General features: G+C 65.9%; 17 protein-coding genes and 2 pseudogenes. 4 read left to right on the forward strand and 15 right to left on the reverse strand.

Annotated elements, in window-relative coordinates:
* Both D769_RS23045 and D769_RS23050 read left to right on the forward strand, forming a co-directional pair.
* Positions 1-312 (forward strand): annotated as a pseudogene (locus D769_RS23045) (low molecular weight phosphotyrosine protein phosphatase); the annotation flags it as partial.
* The gene (locus tag D769_RS23050) at positions 312-2,558 is read left to right on the forward strand and encodes a polysaccharide biosynthesis tyrosine autokinase (RefSeq protein ID WP_035882964.1); all 2,247 of its coding nucleotides are present in this window, start codon (positions 312-314) and stop codon (positions 2,556-2,558) included. The pseudogene D769_RS23045 and the gene D769_RS23050, both read left to right, overlap by 1 nt.
* 81 nt (positions 2,559-2,639) lie before the next feature.
* On the opposite strand, the gene D769_RS23055 is transcribed toward D769_RS23050, so the two are convergent.
* The gene (locus tag D769_RS23055) at positions 2,640-3,842 is read right to left on the reverse strand and encodes a glycosyltransferase family 87 protein (protein ID WP_008650007.1); all 1,203 of its coding nucleotides are present in this window, start codon (positions 3,840-3,842) and stop codon (positions 2,640-2,642) included.
* A gap of 164 nt (positions 3,843-4,006) precedes the next feature.
* Between D769_RS23055 and D769_RS23060 the strand changes: the two genes are divergently transcribed.
* Complete coding sequence (locus tag D769_RS23060) at positions 4,007-4,852, forward strand: SDR family NAD(P)-dependent oxidoreductase (protein ID WP_008650008.1); 846 nt, start codon at positions 4,007-4,009, stop codon at positions 4,850-4,852.
* 20 nt (positions 4,853-4,872) lie between these two features.
* On the opposite strand, the gene D769_RS23065 is transcribed toward D769_RS23060, so the two are convergent.
* From D769_RS23065 to D769_RS23080, 4 genes are all read right to left on the reverse strand, one after another.
* Complete coding sequence (locus D769_RS23065; protein ID WP_008650010.1) at positions 4,873-6,483, reverse strand: hypothetical protein; 1,611 nt, start codon at positions 6,481-6,483, stop codon at positions 4,873-4,875.
* 51 nt (positions 6,484-6,534) lie between these two features.
* Positions 6,535-8,394 (reverse strand): alpha/beta fold hydrolase, encoded by a 1,860-nt coding sequence (locus tag D769_RS23070; protein WP_040011208.1) that lies wholly within the window; start codon positions 8,392-8,394, stop codon positions 6,535-6,537.
* 107 nt (positions 8,395-8,501) lie between these two features.
* Positions 8,502-10,835, reverse strand: coding sequence for a polysaccharide biosynthesis tyrosine autokinase (locus tag D769_RS23075; protein ID WP_040011209.1), 2,334 nt, complete (start codon positions 10,833-10,835; stop codon positions 8,502-8,504).
* A 70-nt stretch (positions 10,836-10,905) separates the two neighbouring features.
* The gene (locus tag D769_RS23080) at positions 10,906-12,414 is read right to left on the reverse strand and encodes a mannose-1-phosphate guanylyltransferase/mannose-6-phosphate isomerase (RefSeq protein ID WP_052018148.1); all 1,509 of its coding nucleotides are present in this window, start codon (positions 12,412-12,414) and stop codon (positions 10,906-10,908) included.
* A gap of 374 nt (positions 12,415-12,788) precedes the next feature.
* Here D769_RS23080 and D769_RS23085 point away from each other — a divergent pair, with 374 nt between their 5' ends.
* Complete coding sequence (locus D769_RS23085; protein ID WP_008650017.1) at positions 12,789-13,838, forward strand: DUF1839 family protein; 1,050 nt, start codon at positions 12,789-12,791, stop codon at positions 13,836-13,838.
* Between the two features lie 80 nt (positions 13,839-13,918).
* On the opposite strand, the gene D769_RS23090 is transcribed toward D769_RS23085, so the two are convergent.
* The 10 genes and pseudogenes from D769_RS23090 to D769_RS32780 form a co-directional block, all read right to left on the reverse strand.
* Positions 13,919-14,647 carry a Crp/Fnr family transcriptional regulator gene (locus D769_RS23090; protein ID WP_008650019.1) on the reverse strand — a complete coding sequence of 243 codons (729 nt, stop codon included), beginning with the start codon at positions 14,645-14,647 and terminating at the stop codon, positions 13,919-13,921.
* 398 nt (positions 14,648-15,045) lie between these two features.
* Entirely contained in the window at positions 15,046-17,640 is a 2,595-nt protein-coding gene (locus D769_RS23095) for a glycoside hydrolase family 2 protein (RefSeq protein ID WP_008650021.1), read from the reverse strand.
* Positions 17,637-18,620 carry a DUF1839 family protein gene (locus tag D769_RS23100; RefSeq protein ID WP_008650023.1) on the reverse strand — a complete coding sequence of 328 codons (984 nt, stop codon included), beginning with the start codon at positions 18,618-18,620 and terminating at the stop codon, positions 17,637-17,639. The genes D769_RS23095 and D769_RS23100 overlap by 4 nt, the downstream gene beginning before the upstream one ends.
* Positions 18,621-19,586, reverse strand: a complete 966-nt coding sequence (locus tag D769_RS23105) for an amino acid--[acyl-carrier-protein] ligase (RefSeq protein ID WP_008650024.1) — start codon at positions 19,584-19,586, stop codon at positions 18,621-18,623.
* 11 nt (positions 19,587-19,597) lie between these two features.
* Positions 19,598-20,800 carry an acyl-CoA dehydrogenase family protein gene (locus tag D769_RS23110; protein WP_008650025.1) on the reverse strand — a complete coding sequence of 401 codons (1,203 nt, stop codon included), beginning with the start codon at positions 20,798-20,800 and terminating at the stop codon, positions 19,598-19,600.
* On the reverse strand, positions 20,797-21,048 hold the full coding sequence (locus D769_RS23115) for an acyl carrier protein (protein ID WP_008650026.1): 252 nt from the start codon (positions 21,046-21,048) through the stop codon (positions 20,797-20,799). Before D769_RS23115 ends, D769_RS23110 begins: the two co-directional genes overlap by 4 nt.
* A gap of 125 nt (positions 21,049-21,173) precedes the next feature.
* Positions 21,174-22,580, reverse strand: coding sequence for an undecaprenyl-phosphate glucose phosphotransferase (locus tag D769_RS23120; RefSeq protein WP_008650027.1), 1,407 nt, complete (start codon positions 22,578-22,580; stop codon positions 21,174-21,176).
* Between the two features lie 112 nt (positions 22,581-22,692).
* Positions 22,693-23,373: a phosphatase PAP2 family protein gene (locus tag D769_RS23125; protein WP_008650028.1), complete on the reverse strand. Its 681-nt coding sequence runs from the start codon at positions 23,371-23,373 to the stop codon at positions 22,693-22,695.
* A gap of 352 nt (positions 23,374-23,725) precedes the next feature.
* A complete protein-coding gene (locus D769_RS23130; protein WP_008650029.1) occupies positions 23,726-24,004 on the reverse strand; it encodes a hypothetical protein in 279 nt (92 codons plus the stop codon).
* A 95-nt stretch (positions 24,005-24,099) separates the two neighbouring features.
* Positions 24,100-24,312, reverse strand: a pseudogene (locus tag D769_RS32780) (DNA-binding response regulator); the annotation flags it as partial.

A 24,312-nucleotide genomic window follows, 5' to 3' on the forward strand; every position in this document is an offset into this window, starting at 1 on the left:
CGCCTGCTGGCGGTGGAAGGCAGCGATCTGACCGACCACCGCGCGCGCGCCGTGAGCGCCGCGCTCGTCGCCGGCGCGGACCTCGTGCTGGTCATGGATGAAGAGCAACGCGACGCGCTGGAGGACATGTACCCCCAGGCGCGCGGCAAGACCTATCGCCTGTGCGAACAGGAACAAACCGACGTGCCAGATCCGTTCAGCGGATCGATGAGCATGTTCGTCATCGCGCTTGGGCTGATCAAGATGGGGGTTGAATCCTGGTCGGCAAGAATTCATGCGGCAGAACCGGCACACCGCCACGGAGGGGCATGATGAGTAACGTAAGGCAATTTCGAGAGCCCTCGCCAGAGCCATGGGAGGAAAGCGACAACGCCGTCGACATGACGTCCTATGTCGATGTGCTGATTCGCTATCGCTGGACCTTCCTCGTCGTCGCGGGGACGATCCTCGGCGTCGGCCTGTTGTACGCGCTGATGGCCCGCCCGATCTACCGCGCCGACATCATGGTCCAGGTGGAGGAATCCAACCCGACCAATAACGCGAGCAAGCTGATCGCCAGCATTTCGCCGGGGCTCGACGTGAAACCGGCAGCCACGGCTGAGATGGAACTGCTGCGCTCACGCGCGGTGGTGGGCAAGGCAGTGGAAACGCTGCGTCTCGACATCGACGCCAAGCCACGCTATTTCCCGCTTATCGGCGCATCGATTGCCAGCTACAACAAGGAACTGTCGAAGCCCGGGTTGTTCGGCTTTGGCGGGTTCGCCTGGGGCAGCGAGTCGATCGTGGTCGACCGGCTCGACGTGCCCGAGCAGATGGAAGACCGCCGCATGGTAGTGACCGCGCTGGGCGACGGCAAGTACCGGCTCGAGTTCGCCAGCAGCGAGAAATCCGCCGAAGGCACGGTCGGCCAGCCGCTGACGGTGGCCACGGACAGCGGCACCGTCTCGATCGACATCAGCCAGCTGGACGCACACGCCGGCACCCAGTTCCGCGTGCGCCGCGTGCCGCGCGCCACCGCCATCGCCAACCTGCAGGACCAGTTGATGATCGGCGAGCGCGGCAAGCAGAGCGGCGTGATCGGCGTGGCGCTGGAGGACACATCGGCCGTCACCGCCGCCGCCATCCTGAACGAGATCGCCACCGAGTACGTGGACCAGAACCTGCGCCGCAAGGCCGCGGAAGCCGAGAAGTCGGTGAACTTCCTCGAAAGTCAGCTGCCGCAGCTCAAGCAGCAGATGGAAACCTCCGAGGCGCGTTACAACGCGATGCGCAACCAGCGCGGCACGATCGACCTCAGCGAGGAGTCGAAGCTGATCCTGGCGCAGTCGGTGCAGATCCAGGGCAAGCTGCAGGAACTGCGTCAGAAGCGCCAGGAACTGATCGTGCGCTTTACCGCGAATCACCCCACGATCGAAATCCTGGACAGCCAGATCGCAGGCCTGACCGCGCAGCTCAACGGTGTCTCCGGCAAGATCCAGAAGCTGCCGGACGTGGAGCAGGACGTGGTGCGCCTGATGCGCGATGTGAAGGTCAACACGGAGCTTTACCAGTCCTTGCTCAATGACGTGCAGCAACTGCGGCTGCTGAAGGCCAGCAAGGTCGGCACGGCACGCCTGATCGACGCCGCCGACGTGCCGATCAAGCCGGTGCGTCCGAACCGGATGCTGGTCACGGGCGTATCGGTGGCGATGGCTGTCGTCATGGGACTGCTCGCGGTCGGGGTACGCCGCGTCTTCGATGGCGGCATCACCGACGCCGAAGAGATCGAGACGCAATGCGGCATGACCGTCTACGCCACGATTCCCATGAGTCCGAACCAGGCCCGCCTGGCACGCAACAAGGAGAGCGGCGGCGATGTGCTGGCAATCGACCAGCCGGACGATCCGGCCATCGAAAGCCTGCGCGCGTTCCGCACGGCATTGCAGTTCGCACTGCTCTCCGCGCAGCGCAACAACGTCGTGGTATTCACCGGCCCGTCGCCCGAGGCCGGCAAGTCGTTTGTCAGCGTCAACTTCGCCGTGGTCGCGGCCGCCGCCGGGCGCAAGGTGATTCTTGTCGACAGCGATCTGCGCCGTGGTCTGCTCAACGAGCGCTTCAAGGTGTCGCGCAAACCCGGCCTGACCGAGGCACTGACCGGCACGCGGCTCGACAAGGTCATCCAGCACGACGTCGCGCCCGGTGTGGACTTCATCGCGACCGGTGCGGAGCCGCCGCTTGCGGCGGACCTGCTGCAGAGCCCCGGCATGGACACGCTGCTCGCGGAGCTGCGTTCCCGCTATGACCTCGTGCTGATCGACACGCCTCCGGTGCTGGCGGCATCCGATGCCGGCATCCTGGCCCCGAAGGCCGGCGCGGTGTTCATGGTGGCTCGCGCTGACAAGACCACGACCGCCGAACTTACCGCCGCACGCCGCCTGGTGGAGCAGACAGGTGGCGAGATCAAGGGCGTGCTGTTCAATGGGCTCAAGATCGAAGGACGCTGGTACCGCTCGCATTACCACTTCGGCAAGTACCGCTACCTGAACCGCTACGGCCACGATCACGCCAAGCAGGCGTGAACCACGCCAGGAATGAAAAGGCCGCTTCTTCGCAAGCGGCCTTTTCTTTTCGCGCATCGCTACGCGCCTGCTGGCGGGTCGTCATGGCTGATAAGCGGGCGCGACTGCTGTCATCGCCAGATGCCGCCGGACCAGCATGACGAGCAAGGCGATCATGACGATGGGAAGCACGTTGAGATACTGGTGCAGGTACGCGGACAGCAGCGCCTGAGCCGGCGCCACCCAGGCCAAGGCGAAGACGATCCATTCCAGGGGCGACAGCGGCAACCTGTTGCCATCGCGCAGAAGAAAGGCCATCGGCAAGATAAGCCAGGCCAGGTCATAGAACATGACGTAGGGTTGCAGCAGCAGCGTGGCGAGGACGAACGAGGCCGCCCGTAGCTCGAATCTGGCGCGCTGCGCCCAGAGGAACGCCATCGCAAGAATCGCCGGTGCGGCGACGAGGCCGTGCAACAGGTAGGCGCCGTTGACAGAGAGGCCGATGCTGCGGCCCAGCGCGAAAGCGGTTGGCATCCCCGGCCACATCATGTTGCCGCCTTGCTCCACCGCCAGCGTGCCGAATTGCGGCAGAAACGCTGCAAACGCGCGCCATGCGTCCTGCCCGAGCACCACGACGCTGACGCCAACGAAAGCGACCGTGCAGAGCGCCGAGACGCCAAACACCTTCCAATGCCTGCCGCAGATGAGCGCCAGCGGAAACAGGATGCCGAATTGCGGCTTGATCGCCAGCACGGCGATGCATACCCCCGCAAGCGCCGCCTCGACTTCGAGCAGTGCCAGCGCCGCGCCGGCAGCAGCCATCGTGAACAGGGAGTTTTGACCAAGCCCGATGGCAATGGCAGCACCCGGGAACGCCAGCAGCAGCGACAGATACCCACGGTCGATACCGCGACAGATGCGCATCAGCACGGCGCCATAGACCAGCAGGCCGAGCACTGAATACAGGATAAGTGCCGCGCCAAAGGGCAGTTGCCCCAACGGCAAGACCGCCAGCAGGAACGTGGGCGGATACGGCCATGCCGAATAGTCGCTGAGCCCCAAGGCGCGTTCGATGGGCAGCATCCACTCCGGCGAGAATACCGAGGCCGCCCCATGTTCCACGGCGACCTTTGCTGCGGACCAGAAGATCGCGAAGTCGATGCCGAACATGGGAGCCGATTGGTCCCCAAGAACGTAGAACCGGACGATCCATATCCCCAGGACCAGAACCTGGATCGCGAGTGCCACCCCGGCATAGACCGTCAGGCGGCGCACGCCCGGGCGCTTCTCATGCATCGACGACATGGGCTCCCTCCTGAATGACTTTTCGCGGAGTCTACCTCTTCCAATATCGCGCAGGCAGGCCCCGATGCGGGGGCGTGTTTTCCCTGATGTCGGTCGAAATGGGTCGGTACCCAGCGCGCCCTACTCCATAATCTGGGCACAAATCATATAAGGGAGACAAGTCGATGACGCAATCCAATCAGGACAACCGCGGCGCGAAGATGCAACTCCAGGGCAAGGTCGCCGTCGTCACCGGCGCCGGCAGCGGGATCGGCCGCGCCGTGGCGCAGGCGCTGGCGCAGCGCGGCTGTCATCTGGCGCTGGCGGACCGCAATCAGGAAGGACTGGCCGAGACCGCCGCGCTGCCGGAACTGAACGGCGTGAAAGTCAGCCTCCACACCCTCGACGTGGCCGACCGCGACGCGGTGGCGGCCTTTCCGCAAACCGTGCTGGCCCACCACGATCGCATCGACCTCCTCGTCAACAATGCCGGCGTGGCGCTGGCCGGCAGCTTTGAACAGGTCAGCGAGACTGACTTCGACTGGGTCATGGCGATCAACTTCCATGGCGTGGTGCGCATGACGCGGGCTTTCCTCCCATTGCTGCATCGCAGCGACGACGCCCGCATCGTCAACATCTCCAGCCTGTTCGGCCTGATCTCGCCGCCGGGGCAGAGTGCCTACTCGGCCAGCAAGTTCGCCGTGCGCGGGTTCTCCAATGCACTGCGCCATGAACTGGCCGACAGCCGCGTCGGCGTCACCGTCGTCCACCCCGGCGGCATTGCCACATCCATTGCCCGGAATGCGCGCGTGTCCGCCGACATTCCGCAAGCGCAAATGCAGGAGCGGCTCGCGAACTCGCAGAAGATGCTGCGGATGCCGCCGCCGAAGGCCGCCGACATCATCGTGCGCGGTATCGAGAAGCGTAGCGCCCGCGTGCTGGTCGGCTCGGATGCGGTCGTGATGTCGTGGCTCGAAAGACTGTTCCCGGTACGCTACTGGAACCTGCTCGCCCGTCGCGCCAAGCTTTGAACGCGGCGGCGGACCGCCGCCTAGCCGATGTACTCGATCAGTGCCACAACCTCTGCGCCCGGGTCCGACCCGGGCGTGAGGGTCAGCGTGCAGCGCTGCCGCGTGTTGCAGCGGAAAGGCAGCCGTTCCTCGGCCGGCCCGCTTGCCTTGAATACGGACAGTTTGGTGGCATCGCCACTCACGATGGCGTAGCTCCCCCTGTCGCCCGCGGTATCGAAGACAACCCGCGTGACGACAGCATTGAGCGGCAGGATCGCCGTCGGCATGGACCCACGCTGGCCACGCGCCACCCTCAGCGCCATGATCTTGGTCCTGACGGCTGCCGATGCGGCCACGTGCCAGCCAATCTCGGCATCGGCGTACACGTTCGCCGCCCCCTTGCCACGGCAGCCTTCCAGCGTCACCACGCGACGATTGGCAGCGAGGTTGTTGGCCTCCGAGAACATCAACGCTTCGTCGGGATAGGTGTAGTTCACGAAGTCGCAGTTGCGATAGACCGCCCGCCCCTGCGCGGCCGGCGTGTTGCCCGAGACATACTGGTGGCGCCCCATGATCTGGCAGTTGTCGAACACGACTTGCGCGCCTGCCGTATTGCCCGGTGAAAACACCGCGGAGACGGTATCGGCCGCAAACGGGCGAAACCCCTGCGAGCCGAAATCGCACTCCCGAAAGCCGATATTGCCCTGCTCCCATTCGCACAGCATCAGGCCGGCGTTGCGTGACTTCTGTTCCACCCGCAAACCGTGGGCCTTGAACGAGCAGACACCCATTGCATGGTTGTTGCCGCGCAGATTGAACAGGTACGTCTGCGCCGACGGCTCGTAGCCGCTCACATCGCAGTCGGTCAGCTTGATATGGCCGCCGCGGCGCATGTCGATCCATGGGCTGGAGCACCAGTACCGGCAATGCTCGAACCAGTAGTTCAGGAACTGGTCGGACGTGTTTTTCTCGCCCACGTGCAGGAACGAATCCCACGTGCCGGCCCAGGTGCAGCGCCAGAATTTCCACTCGCTATTGCAGTTGTCGCCGGTCAGGTCAACGCCGTAGCGCCACGTTCCGGTGAACATGCAATCGTCGAAGGCATAGTCCTGCGCACCGCCGGAACTCACGCTCGTGATCAGGTCGCTCCTGGCGTCCATGCCGTGGAATTGCAGGTTGCGCAGCCGCACGCCCAGCGCCTTGTCCTGGTTGTTGAACAACGCGCCCGAGCCGTCGCGGCCCGGCTTGTAGAGGATGACAACGGTGCCCGGCGGGCCATCGCCCTCGATCGTGAAGCCGCATGTGCGGCTGGGAAACTGCCTGGCATTGAACAACACGCCGGGCCTGGTCAGCAGATAGGTACCGCGAGGCACGACGATTCGCGCGCCGCCGATATTGTTCGGGTTCTCGCCGAACGCCGGCGCATGCACCTGGCCGGCCACGGCTTGCAGCGCTGCGCGGAAAGCCTCATCCGAAGGCGATCTCCCGGTGCCATCCAGCCCCGGAAAGTCGGCAACGGACACCACCTTCTCCAAAGCGTCTGACCTCGGGTTGGCTGGAGCGCCCAGATCGCGCGCACCGGCGGCGGTGGCCACGCCCGCGCCGGTCAGGGCGCCAAGCGTGGTCAGAAAACTGCGTCGAAGATTGGGCATCGATGAGTTCCCGTTCCTGTTTGGGAAGCGTTGGTGCCTGCCCCGCGCGGTCTACGCCGCGCGCTGGGTCACTGGCGTGAACGATATGGCTGCCTCAGGCGTATCCGACGTTTCGGAGCTGTCCATCGACATCCACCGGAGATGCTCGAGTAGTTGCTCGGCGAAGGCCTGTCGGCTCGCGTCGAGGAACAGTGAATGATCGAGCAGCGGCAAGGTGCGGAACTGGACATTGCGCAACCCCTGGATAGCCTCCAGGTGCTTGCCCAGGCCCAGTCGCAGTTCATGCAAACCCACGTCCGTGGCGCCGTACAGGAACATCGTCGGCACGCCACGCCGGTCCAATTCCCGCACGGCGGCGGCGGCGAACTCCGGCATGGTCTGCTGCACGTCGTCGCGCCGCATCCGCCCGCCGGCAGCGGAAACATGGTCACGCACGCGCTGCCGTACCCTGCGCATCGTTGCCGACAAGAGGCGGCGCGCGTTGATCTCGCCACGGAACAGCCGTTGCCAGGTTTCCCACTGGCGTGCCGCGGCAAGGTAGACACGCATCGAGCGCAGGTGGTCGCCCACCGCCGCGTCATCGACCTCGTCCCAGCGAAACTTCACCAGGTTCACCAGCAGCAGCCCGCTGACGCCCGGGTTGCTCAGCGCGGCATACAGGCCCATGAACGCGCCGGAGCAGACGCCTGCAACCACGACGTTGCCATAGCCGCGCGCGCGTGCCCAATCCACAGCAGCCGCAAGGTCCGCGCGGGGCTTTATCGAATAGATCGCCGACACGCTCATCTTGCACGCCGGGGCAGGGCTGTCGCCCAGCGCCGAGACGTCCAGCCGCAGCGCCGCCGTGCCTGCGCGTGCCAACTGCCGCGAGACGTCCACGAACATGCGGCCGTCGCCGATATGATGATTGCCGCCGGTGTTCGGAAAGATCACGACCGTGTTTGCCTGTCTGGCGTTGGCCTCGGCAGGCACGCAGAGGATGCCGAACATCCGTGCTTCGTCCAGCCATACCGGGTGTTCCACGACGCCGTCCATGCCCTCGCCCGCCAGCGCGTCGCCCGCGCTGTTGGCACTGTTGGCACTGTTGGCGCTGTTGGCGCTGTCGGGTGCGGCCTCCGCGCTGGCCGACACTTCAGGCTGGCGTGCCGTGCCTGATTTCACCCAGTCGGCTACGTGCTTCCAGGCCTCCACGGGCACATCCGCGAACTCGGTCGAACGCATCATCTCCGGATACTCGGCGAACGGCGCCACGTCGACGTCAACGCCAGCCTCCCCAAGTTGCCGAGCCATTGCCGCGACTGGCGATGCCGCATCTGGCCACGCATCGAGCAGCAGCACGCGACGGGCGGGCACGACGTCATCGAGCCGCATCGCCTGGATGGCGGCGATGGTCGCGGCGGACAGGCGGAAGCTGAGCACGTCCTGCTCGCCGGCAGGCGTGGGAGGTACCTCGAGTTCGGGAATCGTGCTGTTGCGCCAGCCCGCATGCAACGCGCGAAGCTCCCGCAGATACAAGCGGCCGTTGACGACAGGGGCCAGCATGACCACGCCGCTGACTTCCGGCCCGCGCGCGGCGGCAAGCGCGGCGAGCGACGCCCCCAGGCGAAGCCCGCATAGCACCACCCGGGTGACGTGCGTCTCACTGCGTAGGGCCGCGACGGCCGCCGCGATATCCGCCAGCGCGCCGCCGAACATGTCCGCGCCGGACTCCAGATCGGCGGAATCTCCGGTGCCACGGTAGTCAAAGCGCAGCACCGGCACACCAGACGCCGCCAGCGCATCGGCCAGATGCCGCCATGCGCGATGCGACCACAGCATCTCGTGGCCCTGCGGCGCGCACATCACCACACCCGTGTCGCCCCCAGCCTCATGCAACCACCCCGCGCAGCCTTCGAACACGACCCTTCTCATGGGTCCTCCCGTTGCAATGGACGGGGTGCCCACGCCAGCCCGCCTCCGCGATGTCGCCCAGACCGGCGTCCGCAGAAACGGGTACGCACCCCGCCGGGCCAGGCCCGTCAGCTCGTTGTTGTCTTGTCTTCCACGGCAGGGACGTGGGCAATCTGCCGGACCGCTGGCATGACCGTAGGCATGCCGAGATAGGGATTCATGGTGCCGAAGCCGACGCGGTTGCTGCGCTTCGGCATCACGCCGTTGAGAATGCCGCCCGAGAGACTGGCCCCGGCGCGGGTCAGGCGCTTGATGGTTTCCTCGACCTGCGACGGCAGCGTCGAATCGGCGCGCAGCACGAGCAACGTCGCGCCCACGACATTGGCGACGAGCATGGCATCCGCCACCGCCAGAACGGGCGGGGTATCGATCAGGACGAGGTCGAAGCGCTCCGCACCGGCACGCAGGCAATCGGCAAAGGCAGGACGCATGAGCAGTTCCGACGGGTTCGTAGGCGGCGCGCCGGCAGGCAGGATCGACAGCCCATTGACGACGGTTGGCCGTGCCGCGTCGACCAGCGTGGCGCGGCCGGCCAGCACTTCGGCCATTCCCGGACCCACCGGCTGGCCGAACCAGCTCGACACCCGCCCACGGCGCAGGTCGGCATCGACGAGCAACACGCGCTGGCCCGCTTCGGCGAACAGCACAGCCAGGTTGACCGAGACAAACGTCTTGCCCGCCCCTGCGGTGGGGCTGGTCACGGCCACCACCTTGTTGCTGCCCTCGCGACGCAGGAAATGCAGTGCCGCGCGCACGCTTCGCAGGCCCTCCACGGCCATCGAATGCGGCGCATTGCGGGCCAGCAGGTATTGGTCATGCAAACCCCAATGGCCCGGCTCGGCATCGCTGGCTCCATGCGGCAACGCCTGCGCGAGCTGGCGCCCGGGCTCCGGCGCCTGCAGCGCCAGCATTGCCCCGAGATCCTGGTCCTTCGCCGTCAGCAGCCGCTCCAGTTCCACCTGCTCGCGGCTGTACGCGACATCGCCGAGCATGGCCAGACCAAGCGTCTCCTCGGCATCATTGGCGGTGGCCACGGCCGGCTTCATGCGCTGGCGCACCGAGACCACGCACATCGCCAGGCAGATGCCCAGCAACCCGCCGCCCATCGTGAGCGGTGCGGTGCCCACGCCGATTGGCGAGACCGGTGTCAGCGCGATGTCGACCACGCGGGTCTGCCGGGTGCTGTCGAGCTTGGCCAGCGAGAGCTGTTCGAGCCGGTTGCGCAAGGACATGTACATGTCCTCGGCCACCTTGACATCACGCGTCAGCGCCACGGATTCGCGCTCGGAGACCGACAGCGTCTGCATCCGGGTATCCAGCTCCTTGCGGTCCCGCGTGAGCTGCTGGATCTGGCTGTCCATCGTCCGTACTTCGTTCGACTCTTCCGTGAAGCGCTGCAGCAGCTTGGTGCGGTCGAGCTTGAGCTGGGCGATCTGCTTCTGGTAGTCGATGCTGCTGTTCAGGTACGACTGGGCGTCCTGGCTCGGCTGCATCGATCCCGTGCGCGAGCGGTAGCGCGTCAGCGCCGCCTCGGCGCGTTCGAGCTCGTCCTTGACGCGCGGCAGTTCGCCGCTCAGGAAGGCAAGCGTGGAGGCGGCTTCGTCGCGGCGCGTCTCGGCCTGCCCGGTAATGTACGAATCGGCGATGCCGTTGATCAGCGCGGCTACCGCGGTGCGGTCGCTGCTCTGCCACGCGATGCGTACCGTGCTGGTATCGCTGCCATCGCTGCCGATGCGCAGTTCACGCGCCACGGTATCGATCGTCTGCGCCGTGTCGTGCCGTGTGACAGTGAATCGCGTGCCCGCGCGCGCGTCGATGCGTGACACCAGAATGGATACGCCATTCTCTTCGACACGGCTGCCGATCTTGCCATCGGTCACGAGCTCGCCGTCGAGCGTCAGGCGATAGGCATCCCCAGGCAGCACTTCGAGCGTCATTGGCACGTTGAGCAGGCGCTCCGGCACGTCCAGGGTGCGGATGTCGACCCGCTCGCCACCCCACGCGTAACCGAGCCGCTCTGGCCACGGTCCCCGGAGCTTGCCCGCCTGCGCGAAATGCGCGGCCACGCCGCCCAGCAATGGCGCGCGCAGCGGCTCGACGGAGATGTACAGGCGCAGGCGCTCCACCACCGGGCCGACCACCGCGCGGCTGCGCAGCATCCCCACGTCGAACGGTTCGGTGTGTTGCGTGGTTCCCGAGCCGTCACCCTTCTGATAGATCTGCACGAGCGTGTGGGCATCGTAGAGATTGGGACGGGAAATGCCGATCATCGCGGCAATCGTGGCGCCAATGACGCCAGCCGCGACAATCCAGCCGGCATGGTCCATCCATGCGCGCAAATGGCGCCCCCCCTTGCGCGTGGTGCTGCTCCCTGGCGCCGGCATTGCGCCGGCAGATGACATGGTGCTCACGAAATACTCCCCTGACGCCTGGCTGGCTCCCGGTGGCCATCGCGCACCGGGGGCTGCGGGACTACTTGCGTCCGTAGTTGTCCTCGACTCTGACGATGTCGTCCTCCCCCAGATACGCGCCCGACTGCACCTCGATGATTTCCAGCGGCGTCTTGCCGGGATTTTCGAGTCGATGCAGCGTGCCGATCGGGATATAGGTCGACTGGTTCTCGGTAAGAATGCTGGTGGTCTCACCGCAGGTCACCCGTGCGGTGCCGCGCACGACGACCCAATGCTCCGCGCGGTGGTAGTGCATCTGCAGGGAAAGGCTCGCACCAGGCTCGACGACGATCCGCTTGACCTGGAAGCGGTCGCCATGGTCGATGGAGTCGTAGCATCCCCACGGCCGGTGTACCTTGCGGTGATTGACGATCTCCGCGCCATGCTCCTGCCGCAGCCGCTGTACCACGTTCTTGACGTCCTGCACGTGGTGCTTGTCGACCACAAGCACCGCATCGGCGGTTTCCACCACTACCACGTCCTGCACGCCCACGCACGCGATCAGCCGGCCCTCCGAATGGGCCAGGCACGAACTCGCGCCGTCGAACAACACGCGGCCACGGCCGGCATTGCCGGCGTTGTCCTTCGTGGCGATATCCCAGATGGCCGCCCACGAGCCCACGTCCGACCATCCGGCATCCATTGGCACAAGCATGCCGGGGATACCGCGCAGCCCGTCGAGCTTTTCCATCACCGCGTAGTCGATCGAATCAGACGGACAGGTGTCGAACGCCTCTTGTCCGATCCGGAACACATCGTCCTTGCCGCTATCACTGGGCTGGCCCGTCTCGTAGGCCGCGCAGCAACGGGCGTGCATCTCTGGCTGGAGTTGCATCACGGCCTTGAGCCACACCGATGCCAGCACGACAAAGATGCCGCAGTTCCACCAGTACTCGCCCGAGTCGACGTAGTGCTGCGCCAGCTCCAAGTGTGGCTTCTCGACGAACCGCTCGATCAGGAAGCCACCCGGCGGCACCGGCACGGCGGCGCGGATGTAGCCGAAGCCTGTTTCCGGCGCGGTGGGACGCACGCCCAGCGTGACGATCGCACCGCGCTCCGCGTGCAGCACAGCGGCGGCGATGGCATCACGGAAGGCATCGCTATCGGTCACGCTGTGATCGGCCGGCGTGGCCACCAGCACAGCATCGCCACCTTCGCCAGCCGAAGCCATCGCGTGCAGCGCAGCCATGGTCAGCGCGGGCGCGGTATTGCGGCCGCACGGCTCCGAAACGATGCGCGCGCGCTTGCCCTTGCGCTTGAGCATGTCGGCGACCATGAAGCGATGCTCCTCGCCGCATACGACGATCTGCGGCGCCTCGACACCCGCCGGACGGCCAGTGCGCGCGGCGACGCCTTCCAGACGAGCCGCCGTGGCTTCCAGCAGCGTATCGTTGGCCACCAGGTTGAGCAGCTGCTTGGGATACTGTTCGCGCGACAGCGGCCAGAGCCGCGTGCCGGCACCACCCGCAAGGATGACCGGCTGAATCACCGGCCGCTTCACAGGCTGGATCACAGGCTGGATCACAGGCATGGAGGTTGCCCGTCCTGGCGCCAACACCGCTGGCGCCTCTACCTGCGCCTGCACCATGACAGGTGGCAGGATCTTCCTCTCCCGGCTTCGCACTCTCATCATGCCCCCGCCTCTACGCAGAAATAGGTTCGCAAGTTAGTTCCGGACCGCTGTCCGGACGGATGCCGCCAGTGTAGAAATTCAGCCCGCGCCATCTCTGTTCGATTCCGCACACGCTCGCCGGCGGGGCCGTGCGGCACGGCCGCGCATCTCGCCGTTCTGTGGCCCAGCGTACCGATGCGCGCGCGCGTTGTCGCTGCAATAGCGCTGATTGCGCCCTTGCCGGCCACGGCGGGCAAAGCACAACAGGCATTCGAACCTTGCGGAGAATCGACATGGAGCGCGGTACTGAAACTGTCCTGGGGACGCTCGCGGGTTGCGGCGGAGCGGACTCTCCGGCAGCCATCGCCCCCGCGAACACGCGGCCGGGCGGCCTGCACGGCGAAGACGCGATCTGGCAGGAAACCAACTGCTACATGGACCTGTGGATCGAACTGCTCTACGGCTGGGGACTGGACCCGCGCGCCGCGCTGGCATTCACGGTCACCCAGGACTTCGAAGGCGACCACTTCACGTTCTTCAAGTATCCACAGGCCGATATCGAGCAGCTTTACGGCACTGTCGTGCAGGAGATGGCCGTCTACGACACGCTGGAGGCACACGTCGCCGAGCAGGTCGGTCGTGGCCATACCGTGCTGGTCGAAGTCGACAGCTACTACCTGCCCGATACACGCGCCACGGCGTACCGTCGCGGGCACGTGAAGACCACGATCGCCGTCGACCGGATCGACACGGCGGCCCAGCGGCTCTCGTACTACCACAGCGTGGGTTACTACACCGCCGAAGGCGAGGACTATCGTGGGTTGCTGCGGCTCGATCCTGCCCTGCGCGACAACGGGGACGTGCTGTTTCCGTACGCCGAATGCGCCAAGCGCGTGCGGACGCCGCTGCAGGGCGCGGCACTGGCGAATGCCGTGGCCGTGCAGATGCGCCGGCATCTGGGCCGGCGTCCCGCGCACAACCCCGTATCGCGCTGGCGCGAGGCGTTCGGCGATCAGGTCGGCAACGTACTGGCGCGTGGCGATGCGTACTTTCATCACTATGGATTCAACCTGCCGCGCCAGCTCGGCGCGAACTTCGAGATGCTGGGCCACTGTCTGACCTGGCTCGGCGAGCACGGCTATCGCGTGCCGGCATCGGCGATCCGTGGCGCGGCGACGATCGCGTCGGAGTGCAAGGTGTTGCAGTTCCGGCTCGCGCGCGCCGTGGCGCGTGGGCGCCCCGACCTGTGCGCAGAGACACTGGACACGCTGGAGGCCGCCTACTCGGAGGTCATCGAAGGGCTGCTGCAATCGTTCGGCAGCATCGATCCGGCGCATTCCTGAACCCCTCGTCGTGAAAGAGGGCCGACACGCCTGGCGCGCCGGCCCTCTCCCCTGCTCCATCCCCATCCCGAGGCGATGTATCAGGCGTGCACGTCGGCCAGCGCCGGCAGCAGGCGGTCGTACTCGCGCTTGACCAGCTTGTAGCACTCGCATGAGTGCTTCTCCAGGCCGCAGCGGTCCAGCACGGTGATATGGCCGCGGCTATGGTGGATCAGTCCAAGGTCCTCGAGCTTGCCAGCGGCTTCGGTCACACCTTCGCGGCGCACGCCGAGCATGTTGGCGATGACCTGCTGCGTGATCACCAGTTCATTGGTGCTCATGCGGTCGATGGCCAGCAGCAACCAGCGGCAAAGCTGCTTGTTGAGCGAGTGGTGGCGGTTGCAGGCGGCGGTCTGCGCGATCTGCGTCAGCACGGCCTGCACATAGAGCAGCGTCACGCGCTGCAGCGCGGGCAGCTGACCAAGCTCGGAACGCAGCACACGGGCCGGAATCCGGTATGCGAAACCCGGGCTGCGGACTTCCACGCGACTCGGCATCGTGTCGCCACCGGTCACCACGGGAATGCCCACCAGCCCCTCGTTGCCGACGGCCGCGAATTCGACGGTAGCGCCGTCTTCCAGCAGCGACAGCAGCGAGACCACCGACGTGGTCGGAAAATAGACGTGGACGATACGCTGACCCGAGTCGGTCAGCAGTTCGCCGGCACGCAGGCGAACCAGCTCGAAGTGCCTCGACAACGCTTCCCATTCATGGCGCGGCAATGCGTTGAGCAAGTGATTGACATGCAAGTCCGACCGATGCGTGATCATTTTTAATTCCTCCTTCTGATCCCGAAGCGGCTTCGGAACGCATCCCGCGCCAATCCAAGCGCCCAGGATACGTGACCCGGTTTCGCCGCTCCACCCGTATTCGATTGATGGCGCAAGCCGGCAGCCCTGAGGCCGCCACCCGTTTTCTCCGCCGGGGTTCGGCCCCGACTGGCTGTGTTGTTGCTGGCTCTATTAAGTGCTATGCCGCACAGAACCGACAGTAGGCGAACGGTTGGGTCGGCCAGTCATGCTTTGGTAGGTTGGATGGAGGAAAACGGTGGAGGTGCATGGTGTACGCATAGGCGCCACCCGCGCGGGGCGCACCCGGTGACAGATGCGCCCGCCGCGCCAGCGTTGGGCTGGCGGGAAAGGTTGAAGTGGGATGAAGGAGGTTGAGATCAGCCGTCGTAGCTGACCGGGCGGGAAGCATTGAGTGCCGAAACTTCGCCCGAAGGGATGGCGCTGGCGCCGCTGGTGACGCCGGCGTCATGCATCAGGCGGATGCGCCGCGTTTCACCCGGGCCAAGGTGGAACCAGTCGGTCTCCGGCTGCAAGGCATGGTCCACGATATGGACCCACCGCGCGAAGCGCCGCGTTCCCACCGTGAGCCACCATTCGTCGCCTTCGCGCGCCACGCTGGCCTGCAGTTCCGGCTCGCGCAGCGCAGCGGCGCGGCGATCCGGGAGATACACCGACTGACTGAGTGGCGAACCGAGCGGCGAACCAAGCGGTGAACCGGGTGGCTGATTGAGCAACCCGTTGTCCTCATCCATTGGGTGTAGCGTGGCGATGACCACGTCGTGCGCGGGCGGGCCAAACCGGTAGGCGTAGGTGAAATCGAAGAAATGATCGAACATCTCCGCCGCGGCCAGCCTGCGTGTCTCGCGTGGTGCCAGCGTGAGCGTCTGCTCGGCCCGTGCCGCCACCGCCTCGCCATCGCGCAGGCAGCGCAGCGTCAGACATACGGTGCGTGGCGTGGCGGATTCGTTGATCACGTGCGCGTGCAGGCCATTCAACCCTTCATCCGTCAGGATGACCTGCAGCGGCTGCCATACCTGGCGCAACGCATGCCATGCGGACTTCGGCCGCGCGCGGGCATCGACGATGCCCCATCCGGCGCCTGGCATCAGATCCTGCAACTGCCAGACCAGTCCGCCCTGGCACGTGGACCCCGCACGGCGCCATTCACCGAAGACCTCCGTCATGATCTCGGCCACGACCGCGCGCGACAGCGCCAGGTATCGTTCCGGCTGCTCGTAGCGCAGCCGGGGCGGATCAACATCGAACAGATCCCGCAGATAGAAATCGCGGATGTCCTCGAAGTCCCAAGCCGCGCCTGCGTCACGCGGCACACGCGCCTTCCAGCGCGGATCATGCAGCGGTTGGGACAGGCCCGCCTCGGAAAGCGTGCGCGCGCACGGCACGTTCGCAAAGGCCAGGCATTCCGAGGTGAAACGGACGTTTGCCATCCGCGCATCGGACAACGGGCGCTGATAGGCGCCCACGCCGTAGTAGTGACTGACGCCCGTATCGGGCTGGAACGGCCAAGCGCCCTCGCTCGGCGAATTGCGCACGTAGATCACGTCGGGCCGATGCTCGCGCACGAGCGACGGAATCAGTTCGTCGAACAATGGCTGGCGCCACACGTTGCGCGGCGTTCCCATCATCGCGGCCTGCTGTTCCGCCTCGCTGCCACCGCACAGCACCGCCAGACTGGCATGCGCGCGCGTGGACGTCAGCCACTGCGCCACTTCGCCCGCGGCATCGGCCATCAGCGCCGGGCTGGCGCTGGACTCGCTGCCATAGTCGAAGTTGGCGAACATGAAGTCCTGCCAGACCATCAGGCCGAGCGCATCGCACTGGCGATAGAACGCCTCTCCCGGATAGCAGGTGACGCCACTGACGCGAACCATGTTGGCCCCGGCATCGCGCGCGAGTTGCAGCCAGCGTGCCACGGACTCGTCCGTATCCGCCAACCCCGGAAGATCGTGGCTCGACACACAGGCGCCACGGCAGAACACGCGCTCGCCATTGACGCGCAGCGCGAACGCGCCTTCGTCGCCGGAGCGGTCCTCGGTGATCGTGCGGAAGCCAGTATGCCCACACGCGATTCCATGCGCGCCGATAGTCGCCTCGACGCGGTACAAGGCGGGTTCACCATGCGTATGCGGCCACCAGCGCTGCGCCTGCGCCACGCGCAGCGTGCCGGCAAGCGAATGCCCGCCGACGCGGCGCAATTCGCCCTGCCACACTGTGTGGTCGGGGCCGATGGCCGCGAACGTTCCGTGCTCTGGCGCCGGCCCCGGAAAGTGCAACTGAAGCACCACGACGCCGTCATCACCATCCAGATGACTCGACAACTCGGCGCGCACGCCGTGTGTGACGTCTGCGCCCGTCGGATCGAGCAGTTCGATGTCGCGCCACGGCCCTACCGCATGAACGGGCGGGCACCAGCCAGGCATATGACCAAGCAGCGTGGTGCGCACCGCGCGCAGCGTCGGCGGCACGATCATGCGCGGCTTCCAACGTACCGGCCCGCGCTGCGTGCGCAGCCACGGGTGCATCGCGCGGAAGCAAAGGTGCAGCACGTTGTCGCCGGCCAGTTCCACCTCCACCTGATGTGCGGTGAACATGTGCCGCGCGGTCAGCACCTTCGTGCCGTTGAGCCAGACCTCTGCCAATGTCGCCAGACCATTGAAGCGCAGCAGCCGGCGTCCGTCGCCCTGAAATCGAAGCTTGTACCAGTAGTCGTGCTGATGCAGTGGCGGCGGCGCAGCCTCGTCCCAGCGGCCTGCGGCACGCAAGGCGCTAGCGACGGTACCCGGTACCGGTGCCGGCAGCCAGTGTCCGCCATCGCCGAGTTCGCCCGGATGCGCGACCGCGTTCGCGAACGTTTCCAGCAGGGTCCAGTCGCCTTCAAGCCGTGCATCGGCCACGGCTACGCCTGGGCGCAGTATCGGCAGCAGAGCCGGCTCCGGATCGCGCGCAGTCATGAGACGGTCTCCCCGAAGCACGCGGCCAGTGCCGGCACGGTGCCCTGGTAAGCGGCCTCGAGCTGCGCCAGGCAATCCTGGCATCCGTCGGGCTTGTGGCTGATCACGGCACGCATCAGGCGGAACTGCATCACCATGGCTTCCGACGCCATCGTGTAGCAGGCTTCGGCCACCGTATCCGGCACCACCTTTCCGTTCATCACCAGCCAGCGCACGTAGCGGCCCATCAACTCGAAATTGGCGCCGAGCTGGCGCAACACGCTCGCGGCGTAGATCTGGAAGTTGGGCTCGCCGCGCGACATCAGTTGCTCGAGGTGTGCCGGAAATGCCTCGCGGAAAGCCTTGATCGGATTCTGGCGCGGACGGCGGGCCAGATGGCTGCGCAGCAGGTCCATCGACGCCCGCAGCAAGGCATCCTCCGCCTGCGCGGCAAAGCGGCGGCGCACAACCTCCGCCTGCGGAAACGACGCGGCGCCCCAGGAAGACTCACCATCAACGCTGCGAAAGATCGACACGTAGTCGTCGCCGCTCGCGGTGTGATAGCCGTCGTGATGGTAATAGCCCACGGCCGTGGCCTCGGGCACCAGCACGTCGATCGCAATGCAGGACCGCGCGTGCTGCCGCCGATACGCGCCGGGCAACTGCGGCAACTGATAGTTATCGACCTCGAGCAGCACCACGTTGCCGCAATTGGTCTGCGCGGCCACATGCGTTTCGAGCCTGCCGTAAGTCGACAATTCGTCCTTGACGATGCCGTAGAGCAGTTCGAGGTCCGCTGACGGAATGTTCAGCGATGTGAACTGGTCACCCTCGAAATCGAGGGTGACCGTAAATGGCAATGCGGCGATGGGCTCAAGCTCCCATCCATGCAACAACTCGATCCAGAGATCGATATGGCGGTTGGCATGCGACCACACGGGGTTGCCCCCGTGCAGCGCATAGGCTCCGCCGCGCGTGCGCACCTTGCCATCACCGTACATTTAGACGCCTCCCAGCGTTTCCCTTACTGCCTGAGGCCACTTGGCTGGGTCCAGTCCATGGTGCTTCAGAAGCGCCAGCACCAGCCGTTCGATACCGAAACCGACGCAGCCCGTGTGGGCGACGCCACCGTCGTGCAGTCCGATATGCCAGAGCGCGCCGAAGTGATCCATGTGGTAGTTGAAGCTCATGCAGGCCGTCGGCGGCGCGCCGTCGTTCACCGGAATCAGCAGTTCGAACTTGAGCTTCAGCTCGCGCTGGCTGTCGGCCACGATCTTGCCGCCGCGCCCGAAGAACGGGTCATTGGCCACGTCGACTTCCACCGGAAGCTGCAAGGCCCGACCGAACGCCAGCCCGCGCTCCATCCACAGCTCGCGGAACGCCACGATCCGCTCGGGGGACCCCAGGCAGACGTACTCGCGCTGCCGGAACAACTGCATCCGGGTAGGCTCCAGCGACGGTTCGTGCCGATAGCAGTACGACATCACGTCGACAACCTTGCCCTCGGCGGGCAGCGGGCCGCGCTTGCCGATGACGGGATAGATCGGGTAGCAGGCGGCGGGCGTCATCACCACGCCCGTGAACTGCTGCTGATCGGTCCAGTCCTGCTTGTCCTCGAGCCGCGCCAGCAGTTGTCGATGCCCGCGATCGTCGCCGCAGAAGCTGTGGATCGTGCCGGCAAGCTGCGGAAAGCTCTTGAGGTACTCGCTGGTTTCAAAATCATCCTTGCCGATCGCTGGCGGGAAGCGCAGCACTTCGGCGTTCTGGTCCGCGCCAATCCGCGTGAACGCGGCATTCAGGCCGTCGGCGATGCCTTCGAACACCGCGCTGCGGCCGTAGAGGCCACGCACGCCAGTCTGGATTAGCAACCCCGCTGCCAGCAGCGATTCGAGGAACGTTGGCGGTTGCGCGGCCATTGGGTCCGCGCCACCGGCCGGACGTGCCTCGGTGAGAGTGTGTGCATCCATGGATGCCTCCTTCAGGAACGATCGGCCAGCAGCAGGTTCGCTGTGTTGGTCTGAATGCGATCGTTGTTGATCATCAGCGGCGCCGACCACAGATCGCGCAGGTGGCGTCCCAGGCTGAACGGCGTGCCGTGCTTGTAGCCCGCCATGCCGCACACCAGCAGCGCCTGCTGCACGACTTCCAGTGCCATCGTCGACATCGCCGTCTTCAGACCGTTCATCTCGGCCGCCAGCGCGAATGCGGCGGAAACCGAAGCGCCCGCATGGCGGCTGCGCTGATGCGCCAGCGCCAGATCCACGCGGCCTTCCATCATCTGCAGCAGGCTCACGGCTTCTGACACACGCGATGCGGACGGCGGCAACTGGCCCGGACGCGCACGCGCCTGTCCCTGGAAGAAGGTCTTGGCGCGCGATACGGCATCGCTGGCGATGCCGAGCCACAGCGAGCTCCAGAGGATGTGGGAGACCGGCGTCATGGTGGCGTCGGCGATCTCGCCGAACGGCACCGGCAGCACCTGGTCCACCTGGCCGGTGGCTTCCAGCCGGAAGCCATTGCTGCAGGTGCCGCGCATGCCGAGCGTGTCCCACGCATTCAGGCCTTGCAGCGTGTAGTCGGACTTCAGTGCGCACACCAGCACCTGATCGGACGGCGAGGCATCCGCATTGCGACGCGCGGTAATCAGGATGCCGTCGGCGTGGGCGCCATAGGAAATCGTCGGCGCCATCTTCAGCAGGTGGAAACGATCGCCATCCACGTTGACGGCGCAGCCGCTGCTACGCAGCGCGCCACCGATCGCCTCTTCGGACGTGGCGGACGCCAGCAGCAATTGCTCGCCGGCGATGCGTGCCAGCAGGTGTTGATGCCATGGGCTGCCGGTGCCGTGATCGAGCAGGCACGCCACCTGGATCTGGTGCATCGCATAGATCATGCCGGTGGACGCGCAGGTCTCGCCCAGCACCTTGCAGATCGCGGCCACCGTAGCCAGCGACGCGCCGCTGCCGCCGAGCACGGCCGGCACCATCGCGCCGAGCAGGCCCTGGTCGCGCAGGACTTCGAACGCTTCGTGCGGAAAGCGCGCTTCCTGATCCACGGCGTCGGCAAAGCGCTGCGCGACCGTTGCGGCCTCGCGCGCGGCGGCCAGCAATGCATCGCTGGCCATCACGCCGCCCGCGTCGGGGTTGGCGTGCGCCAGCGTAACCTTCGCTCCGGTGTTCATGCTGCCTCCTGCTGCTGGCGAATGGCTTCCACCGCGGCCGCCAGCGAGTCAACGCTGCGGAATAGCTGGCGCGTCAGCATCTGATCCGGGATCTCGATATCGAACGCGTTTTCCAGCGCCAGCATCACATGCACGGTGGCCAGGGACGAGAGTCCCGCCGCGTAGAGATCGTCGTTGTCAGCCAGGGTGGCCAGCGGTACATCTAGCCGGGCCACTTCGCCCAGAATATTGCGGATGGTTGCTTTCATTCGTAGTCTCCGATTGCGTTGACGGGCTCCATTCCATGGGTTTTGCGTGGTCGTTTCGGTGCGATTTCGCACCAAACCGCTCACGCGGCGGCGTCTACCCCTCTGTGGGTCTCTTTATTGTTGGTTCAGTAAGCCGTGGTGCCGGTCCAGCCATGCAGCGCGGTGCGCAGGATGATCCGAAGGTCGAGCTGGAACGACCAGTGCTGGATGTAGTAGATGTCGAACTCGATGCGCTTGCGCATCTTCTCGATCGTGTCCGTCTGGCCACGCAGACCGTTGATCTGGGCCCAGCCGGTGATGCCGGGCTTCACACGGTGGCGCAGCATGTAGCGGTCGATCAGTTCCTTGTAGAGCTCGTTGTGCTCCATCGCGTGCGGGCGCGGGCCGACCACCGACATCTCGCCGCGCAGCACGTTGATGAACTGCGGCAACTCGTCGAGGCTGGTGCGGCGCAGGAACGCGCCGACGCGGGTCACGCGCGGATCACCGCGCACGGCCTGGGTCACGCCACCGCCGTCCTGGTGCTGGCGCATGGTGCGGAACTTGTACACATTGAAAGGCTGGCCGTCGATGCCCAGCCGCTGCTGCCGGAACAGCACGGGACCGGGCGACGACAGCTTGACCATCGCGGCGATCAGCAACAGCAGCGGGCTCAGGCAGACCAGCACGCCGAGCGAGAACACGCGATCGAAGCTGGCCTTGACCACGCCCGTGATGCCCGAGACGGGCGGACTGTTCAGGTCGATGACGGGCAGACCCATGAACTCGCTGAAGCGGTGACCCAGCAGTTCGACGGACGACACGTCTGGCACCCAGCGGATATCGATCATTTCATTGCGGAACTGGCGCACCACGCCGGACAGATCGCGGCAAGCGGCCATCGGCAGCGTCAGCCAGATCTCGCGCACGCCATGGTCGCGCACGAAGCTGCTGACTTCCTCGATCTGGCGCAGCGGGGTCACGTCGTACGGAATCGCATCGGACTCCTCGTCATACACGCCCACGACGCGATAGCCGGCATCGCGGAAGTGCTGTACGCGGTCGTACATTTCGCGGCCCAGTGGGCCGTAGCCGAAGATCAGCACGCGCTTGGCGTTGATGCCCTGCTGGCGCACGTTGGCCAGCATCCGGAACATCACGACCCGCGACAGCGCCAGCATCACGCCGGTGCCGATGAACCAGCCCATCGACCAGACGCGTGAGACCGCCCCGATCTGGTGGATCAGGAATGCACCAAGCAGGCCGGAGATGAACACCACGGTCCATGCGGCGGCAATGCGCAACCCCAGCACGGCGCGACTGCGGCCGCGCCATGATTCGTAGATGCCGAAGGCAGGAAAGATCAGCAGCGCGCCGAGCGCGCACAGCATCGTCAGGAACCCGTTGACGGGTGCCGCGCTCCTGATGCCGTCATGGAAATACAGCGCGCCCATGGCGATGCCGCATACCGCGATCAGTACCGCATCGCCGAGCCGATAGAGATAGTGAAGTGCAGAGTGCCGCTCGGCGGCAACATTCCATTCCGACGCCATGACCGCCCCAAAGCCCTCGCGGGAAACCAAGTGCAGTCATGGTTGCGCACGCATGGCGCGTCGTCTGTTGGCAGGCGCACAAATCCTTCGAACGCCTGCGACCTGGGTGGCGTCAGCAGGCGCAATGCCGGGTCGCGCAAGCCGGCCGTGCGGCGACGTTGATCTGGCAGACGCGGCAGTCCGCTTGCCAGGCCCACTCGCCACGCTCGTAGGGGCGGTCACGGCCAGAAAGAAAGGTGGCGATACCCTGCACCCAGATATGCGTCACGCCCGCCACGCCACTCACCGGCAACACGAGCACCGTGGCCAGCACACCGGATGCCAGCAGCATCGCAACCGGGCCGTGCGGCACTTCGTGACGCATGATGAATGGCAGGCTGACGCAGAATCCGAGCGCCAGTCCGCTCACCACCTCGGACATCGAATGCGCGTGCAACGCCAGCCGGGACATGCCGACGGCAAGTGCCAGCAACACGCCGGCCACGGCGGCCAGCAAGCTCAGGGTTCGATAGCGCGACGGCACGGCGAGGCACGCGAACACGGGCAGGATCGACGCAGCCATCATCGCGTGGCCGGAGAAGCCCGTGAAGTTGAGCGCGGCGCTGCCGATGCCCCAGCCCATGAAGGCCAGCTTCGACACCAGCACGAGGCAGGCCGTCAGCGAGAACGCGATCAGCCAGTGCCGCGCGACGGCGTTGGCGCCATGCCAGCGCAGCCACGCATACAGGAACACGGCACACGGCAGCAGGAATGCCGATTCGCCGAAGAAGGAAACGAGTTGCCAACGACTCATGACACGCGGACCTCGTACGGTTCAACGTACGGATTGCCAATTGCTTGGGATGCCGCAGCGTAGCAGTCCATATCCATCCCCTCTGTGCGCAAGGGCACGCCAGGTCTCCATCCCGAAGCATGAGATGGGCGGCGCTCTCCGCCCCCGAGGATGAGATGCCGCGCGGGCGCGCGCGTCACCCTGAGTCTTCTGGTTGATGGAGTGTCGCCGCGCGATTCGATATGTTCGTGAGTAATGGGCGTTCGCGCACGCGAGCGTCCATTTCAAAGCCCGCATGGTCCCCCGGTCGGCGGGCTTCTTTTTTGGCGCGCCGATCGGAGTGACCGTGAGGCGTAGCGCCCCGCGACCAGGTTCAGGTCATTTCGTGGTGAGCGCCGTCGGAGACGCGCGCCAGCGCGACGATCATGGCGTGCGCGGCATCGATGTGCCGGCCGGCCTCGCGCTCGCCGATTTCGACTGCGGCGATGATGGCAGCCTCCTCGGTGGCAAAGCTCCGTCCGTGCAGCTCTCCCCGATACAACAACGGCCCGCCTACGATGGCGAGCCGTATCTCATAACAACATGCCCACTTGCCCCGGCCCTCGCGCACGGCGAAACCATGCACGGCCAGGATATCCAGACTGCGATCCATACGACCCCCTTCTTCCCCCGTGCGGCCGGCCTGTCATCTCACCGGCTTCTGATCACGAGCACATCCAGCATAGTCGCATCGACGCACGCCTGCCTTCATCCGATCGCAGGAGATCCCTTGGGATATACCCTTGCGTGGGGTGGTAGTACCGGCGAGGACGAGATATCCGCCATGGTTGCTGGCGGCGGCACGGGCCTCGCGCGCGGCATCGTCAACGCTTCGCGCGGAAAACAATGCCCGCCCGCCCATACCAGCGCGGCGGCAGCGCACACAAGGTCCACCGGCGCGGGCACGGCCTGGCAACCGCC

The sequence above is a fragment of the Cupriavidus sp. HMR-1 genome (assembly GCF_000319775.1).
GTDB lineage: Bacteria > Pseudomonadota > Gammaproteobacteria > Burkholderiales > Burkholderiaceae > Cupriavidus > Cupriavidus metallidurans.